The sequence below is a fragment of the Corynebacterium sp. UMB8791 genome, assembly GCF_054166365.1.
Genome location: NZ_JBSZCG010000089.1, coordinates 1 through 308, shown reverse-complemented (window position 1 = coordinate 308; position 308 = coordinate 1). Strand labels below are relative to the sequence as shown.

1 protein-coding gene is annotated in these 308 nt (G+C 61.0%); it reads right to left on the bottom strand.

The genetic code is table 11. The features are described from left to right. A partial coding sequence (locus tag ACXIUA_RS02410) for an FAD-dependent oxidoreductase (RefSeq protein ID WP_457976014.1) occupies window positions 1-308 on the bottom strand: 308 nt, incomplete at both ends.

Genomic DNA, 308 nt, shown 5'->3' with positions numbered 1-308 from the left:
GTCCAGATTGGATACCTGTCCAGTACAGACAATCACGTTGTCAACTGTGATGACCTGTGGCTTTTCATCGATGGTGATGTGCAGGCCCTCGTCGTCAATGCGGTTGTAGGTGACGCCGGTGTACTGCTTGACACCGGCCTTCTTGATCTCCGCACGGTGAACCCAACCAGTGGTCTTGCCCAGGCCCTTGCCGATGCGGGAGGTCTTGCGCTGCAGCAGGTGCACCTCGCGCTCGACCTCAAACTCCTCAGCCGCGCCAGAGACCGTGCCCGGCTTGGTCAGGCCCGCGCGGAACTCCGCTGGGTCAC